Source organism: Pseudomonas kermanshahensis (assembly GCF_014269205.2).
Classification (GTDB): Bacteria; Pseudomonadota; Gammaproteobacteria; order Pseudomonadales; family Pseudomonadaceae; genus Aquipseudomonas; species Aquipseudomonas kermanshahensis.
Genome location: NZ_JABWRY020000001.1, coordinates 5,382,445 through 5,393,956 on the forward strand (window position 1 = coordinate 5,382,445; position 11,512 = coordinate 5,393,956).

The 11,512-nt window shown below is 61.9% G+C and carries 6 protein-coding genes; 4 read left to right on the forward strand and 2 right to left on the reverse strand.

The features are described from left to right. Window positions 1-59: 59 nt before the first annotated feature. The 3 genes from HU764_RS24080 to HU764_RS24090 all read left to right on the forward strand — a co-directional run bounded on the left by HU764_RS24080 (window position 60) and on the right by HU764_RS24090 (window position 3,559). The gene (locus tag HU764_RS24080) at window positions 60-1,364 is read left to right on the forward strand and encodes a murein hydrolase activator EnvC family protein (RefSeq protein ID WP_027592377.1); all 1,305 of its coding nucleotides are present in this window, start codon (window positions 60-62) and stop codon (window positions 1,362-1,364) included. 102 nt (window positions 1,365-1,466) lie between these two features. Beyond that, window positions 1,467-2,783 carry a S41 family peptidase gene (locus tag HU764_RS24085; protein WP_027592376.1) on the forward strand — a complete coding sequence of 439 codons (1,317 nt, stop codon included), beginning with the start codon at window positions 1,467-1,469 and terminating at the stop codon, window positions 2,781-2,783. A gap of 8 nt (window positions 2,784-2,791) precedes the next feature. Beyond that, complete coding sequence (locus HU764_RS24090) at window positions 2,792-3,559, forward strand: divergent polysaccharide deacetylase family protein (protein WP_186702439.1); 768 nt, start codon at window positions 2,792-2,794, stop codon at window positions 3,557-3,559. 5 nt (window positions 3,560-3,564) lie between these two features. On the opposite strand, the gene HU764_RS24095 is transcribed toward HU764_RS24090, so the two are convergent. Further along, entirely contained in the window at window positions 3,565-8,250 is a 4,686-nt protein-coding gene (locus HU764_RS24095; RefSeq protein ID WP_186677158.1) for a dermonecrotic toxin domain-containing protein, read from the reverse strand. 118 nt (window positions 8,251-8,368) lie between these two features. Continuing rightward, complete coding sequence (locus HU764_RS24100) at window positions 8,369-10,372, reverse strand: BCCT family transporter (protein ID WP_027592373.1); 2,004 nt, start codon at window positions 10,370-10,372, stop codon at window positions 8,369-8,371. A gap of 478 nt (window positions 10,373-10,850) precedes the next feature. Between HU764_RS24100 and betI the strand changes: the two genes are divergently transcribed. Next, complete coding sequence (gene betI, locus HU764_RS24105; RefSeq protein ID WP_027592372.1) at window positions 10,851-11,507, forward strand: transcriptional regulator BetI; 657 nt, start codon at window positions 10,851-10,853, stop codon at window positions 11,505-11,507. Window positions 11,508-11,512: the final 5 nt, after the last annotated feature.

Here is an 11,512-nt window from a genome sequence, read left to right on the forward strand (position 1 = left end):
TTTTTGCAGGCTCGCGCGGGCATACTAGGCCAGTCTCCATCCCTGGTACGCCCAACCCCATGCTCCGCGCCCTGATCCTACTCGCCCTGTCTTGCCTGCTCAGCCCGGCATTTGCCGATGAGCGCGCACAGACCCAGCAACAACTGGACGCCACCCGCCAGGACATCGCCGAGCTCAAAAAGATGCTGGGCAAGCTCCAGGAAGAGAAATCCGGCGTGCAGAAAGACCTCAAGTCCACCGAGACCGACATCGGCAACCTCGAGAAACAGGTGGAGGCCCTGCAACAAGAACTAAAAAAGACCGAGGGCGAGCTGGAGCGCCTTGATACCGAGAAAAAAAAACTCCAGAGCGCCCGCGTTGAACAACAACGGCTGATTGCCATCCAGGCCCGTTCGGCCTACCAGAACGGCCGCGAGGAATACCTCAAGCTGCTGCTCAACCAGCAGAACCCCGAGAAATTCGCGCGCACCCTCACCTATTACGATTACCTGAGCAAGGCGCGCCTGGAGCAACTGCGCACCTTCAACGAGACCCTGCGCCAATTGGCCAACGTCGAACAGGACATCGCCCGCCAGCAGGAGCAACTGCTGGCCCAGCGCGCCGACCTCGACAGCCGCCGCCAGGCCCTCGAGACCGAGCGCAGCAAGCGCCAGCAAGTACTGGCCAAGCTCAACAATGACATGAAAGACCGCGACCAGAAGCTACAGGCCCGCGAGCAGGACCAGGCCGACCTTGGCAAAGTACTCAAGACCATCGAGGAAACCCTGGCACGCCAGGCCCGCGAGGCAGAGGAAGCGCGCAAGAAAGCCCTGCTGGCCCAGCAAGAGGCGGAAAAACGCCGCCAGCAGGAAGCCCTGGCCGCCGCCGCAGCGCGCGAAGAAGCCCGCGAGCCGGTCGAGCCGCCGAAAAAGGCCCGCACCACCCTGGGCCCGATGGTTTCCAGCGATGGCGCCAACTACGGCGGCGCTTTTTCTGCTGCACGGGGCAAACTTCCGTGGCCCGTCAATGGTCGATTGCTGGCACGCTTCGGCGATGCACGCGGCAGTGACGCCCGGGCCAAATGGGACGGGGTGATGATCAGCGCCAACCCAGGCACGCAAGTACGCGCCGTACACGGCGGCCGTGTGGTGTTTGCCGACTGGTTGCGCGGTGCTGGACTTCTGGTCATTCTCGACCATGGTAATGGTTACCTGAGCCTGTACGGCCACAACCAGAGCCTGCTCAAGAGCGCCGGTGACATCGTCAAAGCCGGCGAAGCCATCTCCACCGTGGGTGACAGCGGTGGCCAGGACAGCGCAGGCTTGTACTTCGCCATCCGCCAGCAGGGCCGGCCTACCGACCCGTCGCAGTGGTGCAGAGGCTAGGGTTTGTCCGAAAAACAACCCCGTTCACCTTTTTACGGCGTAGCCTGAATGCTGCGCCGATGCTCCTCACGGAGCGCCTTCAGGATCAGGAGTTCGTTCGACATGCTGCACTCGCCTCGTCTCACCCAGCTGGCCCTGTCCATCGCCCTGGCGGTCGGCGCGCCCCTGGCCATTGCCGCAGAGCCGGCCAAGCCAGCAGCGGTGCCAGCTACCGAGGTGACGGCCAAGGCGCCGCTGCCGCTGGAGGAGCTGCGCACCTTCGCCGAGGTCATGGACCGCATCAAGGCCGCTTACGTTGAGCCGGTGGACGACAAGACCCTGCTGGAAAACGCCATCAAGGGCATGCTCAGCAACCTTGACCCGCACTCGGCCTACCTCGGCCCCGAGGACTTCCAGGAGCTGCAAGAGAGCACCAGCGGCGAATTTGGTGGCCTGGGTATCGAAGTGGGCCAGGAAGACGGCTTCATCAAGGTGGTCTCGCCCATCGATGACACCCCCGCCTCCCGGGCCGGCGTGCAGGCCGGTGACCTGATCGTCAAGATCAACGGCGCCCCGACCCGTGGCCAGACCATGACCGAAGCCGTGGACAAGATGCGCGGCAAGGTCGGCGAAAAAATCACCCTGACCCTGGTCCGCGATGGCGGCAACCCGTTCGACGTGACCCTCGCCCGCGCGGTGATCCAGGTCAAGAGCGTGAAAAGCCAGCTGCTGGAAAACGACTACGGCTACATCCGCATTACCCAGTTCCAGGTCAAGACCGGCGACGAGGTGGGCAAGGCCCTGGCCAAGCTGCGCAAGGACAATGGCAAGAAGCTGCGCGGGGTGGTGCTCGACCTGCGCAACAACCCCGGCGGCGTGCTGCAGTCGGCGGTCGAAGTGGCCGACCACTTCTTGACCAAGGGCCTGATCGTCTACACCAAGGGCCGTATCGCCAACTCCGAACTGCGCTTCTCCGCCGACCCGGCCGACGCCAGCGAAGGCGTGCCATTGGTGGTGCTGATCAACGGCGGCAGCGCCTCGGCGTCGGAAATCGTCGCCGGCGCCCTGCAGGACCAGAAGCGCGCTGTGCTAATGGGCACCGACAGCTTCGGCAAAGGCTCGGTGCAAACCGTGCTGCCGCTGGCCAACGACCGCGCCCTGAAGCTCACCACTGCGCTGTACTACACCCCCAACGGCCGCTCGATCCAAGCCCAGGGCATCGTGCCGGACATCGAAGTGCGCCCGGCCAAACTCACTGCCGAAATCGATACTGACAACTTCAAGGAAGCCGACCTGCAGGGCCACCTGGGCAACGGCAACGGCGGCGCCGAGCGCCCGACTGGCAGCAGCAAGCGCAAGGAACGCCCGCAGGACGATGATTTCCAGCTGAGCCAGGCCCTGAGCCTGCTCAAGGGCTTGAACATCACCTCGGGTAAATGATCGCGCCCATGCGGTATCTGCTGTGTCTGCTGTGCTACCTGCTGGTTGGCGTCGCCCAAGCGGCGCCGGCCAGCAAGGCCTACATGAGCATCATCATCGACGACCTTGGCCAAAGCACCGAGCGTGACAGCCGCACGCTCGCGCTGCCCGGCCCGGTCACCATGGCAATCATGCCCGACACCCCGCACGCTAGCGATTTCGCCCGCCAGGCACACAAAGCCCACAAGACCGTGATCCTGCACATGCCCATGGACCCGGCTACCGGCCCCTATGCCTGGCACCCCGGGCTACCGCTGCCCGAACTGGCCAGCCGGCTCGACGCGGCCTTGGCCAAGGTGCCGTACGCGGCCGGCATCAACAACCACATGGGCAGCCGCATGACCGCCCAACGCGAAGCCATGACCTGGCTGATGGGCGAACTGCAGCACCGCCACTTGTTCTTCGTCGACAGCCGCACCAGTGCCGCCACGGTGGCCGCCGCCGAAGCTCAGGCGCAGGATGTGGCACACGTGTCGCGGGATGTGTTCCTGGATGACGTGCGCACCCCCGAAGCCATTGCCGGGCAACTGCAACTGGGTATCGCGATGGCCCGCAAGCAAGGCTCGGCCGTGTTGATCGGCCACCCCTACCCGCAAACCCTCGAAGTACTGGCACGGGAAATCCCGCGCCTGAGAAGCCAAGGCGTTGAGCTGATCGGGCTCAAACAGATGATTGCCGAACGCGGTAACCAAGCCATGCCTGCCCACGGCAAACATGGCCGGTACAGCAACCGCTGAACGCCTTAATCGAACGGGATGATGCCGCGCGCCTGTTCCAGGGTGAGCTTGCCTCTATGCACCCGCTGGGTTGAGCCTTCCTCGCGCCCACTCAAGCGACGCTGGCTCCAGGTTTTCAAATGGCCCAAGGTGAAGTCACGCGCCAGCGCATCAGCGGCAGGCATGTGGAAGTGTGCGGCCCACAACGGCCGGCCTGATGCGGCGCCTGGTTGCGCCAGACGCATGATCTTGTACTCGTCGAAGGTGCTGCCATTGGCCATGACCTGACGCGGGGCGACGTACTCCACCTTGATCAGGTTCTGTTCATGCAGAAAACGTAACGCATCGGCGCTGGGGTAGCGCGTGTCGGTGTACAGCATGGTCAGCTTGAGGTTTTTTTGCGACCGCATCTGGTCCGAGGCAACCTCCAGGCGTCTTATAAGGGTGGCGTTGGCGCCTTCCTCGCCCAATATCGTTGCCGCCTGCCCCAGCTTGTCTATCTGAAGATCAAACAGGCGCGCAAGCAACGTGCTTTTAAGGTCATTCACCACGTATTCGTCGGCCTTCAACAGAAGCTGATCGTTCTCGTCCAGCAGCGCCTGCACCCGAAACGCCGTATCAGTTGCGTCAATTTCGGGGTCGGCCGGTGCTGGCTCACGGCCTCGCTCATGCCATTGGCCGTCCCTCCAGTCAAAGGTGGCCAACACCGAGTTATTGAACGGATCACGCACCTGATACACCGTCTGACCATCGGCATCGAGCTCTTTCTTGCCGATCAGTATCTGCCCTTCCGCGTTACGCACCGCCCGCTGCGGCTCGCTTGAGATGATGTAGGGCAAGCGCGCGTCAGGCGCACGGGCACCCTCCTGCTCCTTGATCAACGCGACCAGCCGACGCCCTGCATCACGCTTGAGCTTCTCCAACTCCGTCCGGTAGCGGTCCAACATCGAAACTTCAATCAACGCCCCACCCGTTTCGCGAATTCGCAAGCTGTTGACCAGCGCAGCTGCGTATTCGTCCCATGCCTCCTGCAAGATGGTGATACGGTCCTCGAGCGGCAGGTTGGCGAAGTCGAGCTCACCATGGGCACCCCCCGCATTACGCAATGACAGCCCCGACAGCTCCTCCCGGAATACATTGATTGTGCGCTGACCATCGATGCTATCCAGGTGTAAAGCCAAATCGGCAAGGTTCAACACCTGATGGAAGCGGAACTGAACCGTGCTGAACGTGCGCTTGGCAATAAGTGAATCAACGCTGCGGCTTTCCGGTTCGGTGGGATTGCTGATGATTTCCTCGCCTGGCACATCGACCAATAGCTGGTCGAGATGTTCGAATGCAGCCAACATGCGATCCTGAATCTCTACGACGCCTTCGAGCTTGCGGCGAAATGCCTTATAGGCTTCAAGCACTTGTTGCAGAGGCTGACCATGAAGGTGCTGCTGCATAGCGGTCAGATCCTGATAATCCGCCAAATCCCAGAGCTCACTGAGGATAAAATCGCTGTTACGAATCAGGCTGAGCTGAACCTCTCGCCGCTGCTCTGTCAGACCAGCTTCCACCCCCGCTCGCCGTTCGCGGGCAAATTTGGGTTCAAACATGGTCTCGATCGTGCCAAGAATCTCCTGGCAGTCCCGAACGATCTCTTCAACCTGCCCTACCGCTTCATTGCGCTTGCTACGAATTTGCGCGTCCCATTCGGCTTGACGCGCTTCGTACCGGCCAATCATTGCCCTGGACGCGGCCTGCTCGCTGTCTGTGGTGGCCAACGCCAGCTTGGCCCGCTCTGTTTCCAGCAGTTCACCCAGCTTTGCGACCTTTTCTCGCAAAACCGGAATGCTGAAGCCGGCATCGGCAAAGCGGAGCGTCGCTGCTCTGACCTGCTCATTAAGTTTGGCAACAGTAGAATGGTGCTTGCGGAAGAGATGGGCGATGTTGTCGCGTGTATGTCGCCTCATCCCGCCAGAGAGACGAAGCGAACCATCGATACGCCAAGCGCCGTTAGCATGAATCAGCCACGGGCCAAAGCCGCCCTTGCCGTCGATCACCCGCACACCACCGTCGACCACTTCAACCAGGTAAGCATCGGCATCCAGGGTCGCGTACAGGTGCCCCTCGATCTGATACAGACCTGCTTTCTCGCCCGTGACCTGCAATGCAGAGTCGGGTAGCGACACCCCCGTACGCATGGCGCGCAGTGCTCGGCGCTGCTCAGGTGCAAGCCAGTTGAACCCTTGATTGCCACGCCAGGAGAAGTCCAGATGGTATTGCGGCTGTGCCGACAGCTGACCGATGTCCGCCGCCTCACCGCCAGCAGGGACCACCAAGACCTCGGCAAAATCCCCGCGCTGCGGGGCAGGTAAGTCGAACGTCGAAACATCGGGAGGTGTTCCGGTCGTGGCAGGGTGCGGAACAGGGTGCGGAGCCGGCTGCCGCGCATGCAGCAGTACCATGCTCAAGTTCAGCAACAGATCTGAAACAGCAGCGGGGCGGTCGAACTCGCCGCCCTGCTCGAGCGCCAGCAGGTCGTTCTCCAGCGAGGTGATCAGTTGCACCAGCCACGCCACGCTAGCCACCGGGCCACGCAGCGCCAGCGACAGCACATCGAACAGCAGCCAGGCGCCCTGGGACAGGGTTTCCCACCGCCGCTCGGCATTCGAGGTGGATTGCATGTCCGCTAGTTCGACAAGCAGATCACGGTTGGCGTTGTATAACCTTTCATCGATAGCGGTGGTCCAGAACACCGGTTCTATGACAGGCGGCTGAGGGCGCTCGGGCAAACTGGACGGGTCGATACCAATGCTGGTGACGTGCGGCTCATGGAACCCGCCATGGTCGTAAATATGGCGGACCTGTGGGTTCAGCCAGTCCAAAATGCTCGCTTGCAGCAGCGTGGACTCCTGGATGTGAGCGAGCAACGCCGCCAGGCTCGAGTACTCACGCAGGGTGTCCTGCGGGTATAAAGGCCGGTACAGCAGCACCAGCTCAGGCTTGGCACAGAACAGCACATACATGCCGCGAACGAGGTCCTGCTGGCGGGAGCCTGGTTGGCGTCGAAAGGTCAGCGGCATCAGGGTCATACGGGGTGTCTGCGGGTCGAAATGGCCTGCACAGAAGTCAACGACGCATTGCAGCCCAGCTTCCGTGACCTTGCCGTCGAGCTTGGCACCTAATGCGCTGAAGCGCAGGGCGTTGCGCCACTCTCGGGCGAAGCGCCGGACGCGCTGCGCACGCTGCAACGGGTCGTCAAGCAGATGTGCGACGTAGGTGGGATAGTTGCCACCCACATCGATCTGACTCACCAATTGACTGGCCGCATTGGCATCAAGCCATGCCGGTGCAGCGGTACCATCGGCGCGGCGTATGCGCCGTATCGAGGCGCCACTGAGCGTGCCGAGGTTGCCAATGGCGAACTCGGTCAGGGTCTTGCTACCTTCGAACGCCACCGACTCACCGCCGCCTGGGCCCACGCCTGCGCCCCCCGGAATACCCAGCGCCACGAAGAACTCGATCACCAGGTCATCCGGGGAGATAGCCTGCGCGTGAGCGGATTGCATCTGTTCAGTGAGCTGCTGGCGGGTGTAATCCTTAAGGCTCAGGATGCCGTCCAAGGCGGCCACCCCTTCGGCGTCGAGCTGAGCGACTGCCAGCTGCAACAGACCCGCCCGGTAGGCCACGCTGTCGCTGCCGGAACTGGTCGACAAAGCCGGTGGGGGCTTGACCGCCGGAGTGTCGTCCAGGTAGCTGTCAAACCACTGCGCGGGGTCACTTATCTGGGCGAACAGTTGCTCAAGAGCGGCGATATCTTTCAAGCGGCGGTAGCTCACCCTGTCCACCTGAGTGAACAGCGTCTCCAGCAACGCCGACACCTGCTGTGCAAATACATTGCCCTCAACCGGATAAAGCCGCCAGGACATGGCATCGAAGCTGTAGCGCTGCGCCAGGTCATCACGCAGGGCCCAGGCGAAAGCGGCCAGCGAGGCAAAGCTGCGTACCTCGCCAGACGGCGCGCACCAGAGCACGACCTGCCGCTCATCCCACTCACCTGTCACCAGCAGATGGCTAAGCAATTCTTCCGACTCACGGGAACCCTGGGTCAACTGGACCTTCACGAAGCCCACAGAAGGCTGGTCGGCACCGCCGCGTATCAGGCCGCGAATGCAGGCCTGCTCCTGTGCATCCAGGCCTTGCAAGGGCAGCCCCCGCAGCAGGGCCGTGCTCAACAGCAACTGCAGCCAATGATCACGGCTTGCACCGGTACTCCCGGCACTCGCCCAAAAGCCGAGCTGCGCCTCGCAGAAAAGCTGCGGCAGCTGCTCGATCAAGTCATTTAGCGGTTCACTCAGGCCACTGAGCTGGCGGGTGTCGAGCACGTTGTCGGAGCCGGCGAAGCGATAATGCCCATCAAGGCCGAGCTTATGATGGCGGCCTTCGACAGGCTCCAGATCGAGAAAGCGCGATTCGAGCATGGCCTGCAGTACACGATCGACCAAAGGCTGAGTGGACCAATAGGGTGTGGAGGGGTCCGGGCTGTCCAGCATGATTTTATCAGCGGACGGCAATGCAGGCTGTACATAGGCCAGCCATGGCAGCTCTGCCAGCAGTAAGGTGAGCAATTGGTCGCTGACGACCTGGCGTAGTGTGGGACGGGCGGCGAACTGCCGGGCAGCGGCTCGCTTGAAATCGAATGTCGATGCGTCCGAGGGGGTCATACGAAGGCACTCCAGGTAAATGAGCGGGAAGCCTGTCGCGTGCGCTCTGCCACCTGGTGCTACTTATTGCAGGGCAAAAAAAAGCCCTGCTGTTCAGCAGGGCCCTTTTTCACAACGATCAGCTGTACACACGCCCCAGCAGCTGGCGATGGCTCTCGAACTGGTCGAGTACATCACGCACGATCTGCTCCGGCGCGAAGCCCATCAGGTCGTACTCCTGGCTGCCATCGTGCAGGTACACCTCGGCGCGGTAGAAGCGCTGTTGCACTTCCGGCTCGCCCTCGACCGGCGCCTCGCTCGGCGCGGCCAGGTAGCCGTCCAGGCTCACTTCGTAGACGAAGGGGTTGCCCTCTTCCATCATCACCCGCAGGCCCATCATGTTGCGCGACTGGCCCACACGGGTTTCAACCTCGAAGCCCAGGGTGCGCAGCTGCTCGGCCGCTTCTTTCAGGGCCGGGCTGACCTGCTTGTCCATGAAGCGCTGCACCACGGCTTGGGTCGGCTGCAGTTCCAGCTGGGTCAGGCGCTCGCTGAAGCCGCGGCGGCCACGGGCGGCCAGTTCGGCACGCTCCTGCTCCACCGCAACGTCCTGCTTCATGGCTTTGTACAAGCCGAACATGAACAGCACCAGCACCACCGAGAACGGCAGGCCAGCCAGCACCACCATGGTCTGCATGGCTTCGAAGTTGCCGGCGAACAGCAGGCCAATGGTGACCAGGGTGATGATCACCGACCAGAACACCACCATCCAGTGCGGGGCGTCTTCGTCCACCTTGCCGCCTTTGCACGACAGGTTGGCCATCATCACCGCGCCGGAGTCGGCTGGGGTGAGGAACAGCACGAAGCCGACGAACACCGCCACACCGATCACGATCTTGGCGGCCGGGAAGTATTCCAGCAGCTGGTAGATCGACATCGACGGCTGCTCAAGGGCCGTCTTGCCCAGCTCCACGGCGCCCTGGTTGATCACCAGGTCCAGCGCGGTGTTGCCGAAGATCGACAGCCAGGCCAGGGTGAAGCCCAGCGGGATCAGCAACACGCCCATGACCAGCTGGCGCACGGTACGGCCCTTGGAGATACGAGCAATGAACATGCCGACAAACGGGCCCCAGGAAATCCACCAGGCCCAGTAGAACACGGTCCACAGGCCCAACCAGCGCTCGGACTTGCCCGCCTCGCCTTCGTAGACGTACAGGTCGAAGGTCTTCAGCACGATACCATTGAGGTAGTCGCCAACGTTCTGCACGAAGCCATTGAGCAGGTGCAGGGTCTCGCCGCCCAGCAGCACGAATATCAGCAGGCCGCTGAACAGGATGATGTTCAGGTTGGACAGACGGCGGATGCCGTTCTCCACGCCCGACACTGCGGCCACGGTGGCAACGCCGGCCATGACCAGGATGACCACCAGCAGGTTGGTCTTGCTGTGGTCCATGCCGAACAGGTACTCAAGGCCCGAAGACACCTGCATCGAGCCGATCCCAAGGTTGGTGACCAAGCCCAGCAGGGTGACGAACATGCCGAAGATGTCCACGGCATTGCCGGCAGCGCCCTTGACCCAACGCTCACCCACCAGCGGATACAGCGCCGAGCGCAGTGCCAGCGGCTGGTTGTGGCGGTAGGCGAAGTAACCCACGGCCAGACCGACCAGGGCGTAGATCGCCCAGCCGTGCAGGCCCCAGTGCAAGAAGGTCAGCTGCAGGCCCTGGCGCGCGGCTTCGAGGCTGGCAGGCGTGCCTTCCGGTGGGTTGAAATAGTGGTCCAGCGGCTCGGACGCGCCGAAGTACAGCAGCGAAATACCGATACCGGACGAGAACAGCATGCCGGCCCAGGCGCCGTAGCTGAAGTCGGGCTGGTCATCTTTGCCACCCAGCTTGAGCTTGCCGTAGTCGGAGAAGGCCAGGTAAACGACGAACACCAGGTATCCGCAGATCACCAGCATGTAGTACCAGCCGAAGGTGCGCGTCAGCCACTTCTGGGCCACGCCCAGCACTTGGCCTGCGGTTTCGGGTACAGCGATAAGCAAGGCAGTCAACGCAAGGATCAGCAACGCCGAGGTGTAGAACACGACGCTATTGACCCGGACCCTCTCGGCGGGGGGTTTGGTAAGGGAGGCAGAACTCATTGCACGAATGCTCCGGGCAGTACGGCTGTGGAGGCTAATCAGTCTTTTCCCGAGCAATTGGTGGAATACCCCCACTGCGTCAGGTGTTATAAAAGCACCCTGGAAACCGTGATCCCGAATCGATACGTTGCAAAAAAACAGACAGGTGGTCTGCAAAAAATGCCGCATCCAACACCGTGGTGCGCGCATTCGTCACAGAGCACCCCGCCCGCTCCAAGGGCCTGCCGCAGGTCGATGACCGTTCGGCAGAATCTGCATTTCGCATCGCACATGCCCGTCAACGCCTTGTATTCCGGGGGTTACGCGATTTCCTGGGGTGTCAATCCGTGCGCTCGAAACAGCCTGAAAAACTGTCAATGGCACAAATTGTCGCAGAGCTTATTCTTTATTGATTGAACGTTCAATCAAAACAAAATAGACTGGCCTTCGCCGAGTCAGCCGCTTGTCGTCTGCTTGTCAGGCCTGAGGAGAATGCAAGATGCCCAAGGTCGGTATGCAACCCATCCGCCGCCAGCAATTGATCGAAGCCACCCTGCTAGCGGTCGATCAGGTGGGGCTGGGAGATGCCAGCATTGCGCTCATTGCCCGTTTGGCCGGCGTGTCGAACGGCATCATCAGTCACTACTTTCGGGACAAGAACGGCCTGATTGCAGCGACGATGGGTTACATCATGAACATGCTCAACGAAGGCGTTGCAGCACGGCGCCAGGCACTGACGGACGACAGCCCGCGTGCCCACCTGAAAGTGATCATCGAGGGCAACTTCGATGCCAGCCAGGTGAACGGCCCGGCAATGAAAACCTGGTTGGCCTTCTGGGCGTCCAGCATGCACCAGCCCGATTTGCACAGGTTGCAGCGGATCAACGATCACCGCTTGTACTCCAACCTATGCTGTCAGTTCCGCCGCGTCCTGCCGCTTTACCATGCGCGCAAGGCAGCCCGCGGGCTGGCGGCCCTGATCGACGGCCTATGGCTGCGTGGCGCGTTGTCGGGAGATGCTTTCGACACCGACCAGGCGATACGAATCGCTTACGAATACATGGATCTACAACTGGCTAAACAGCAGTCCCTGGGCACAACCGACCAGGCTTCTGAACCACCGCGCACGGCCGTTGCCAACCCGGCAGGAGCGTGACGCGC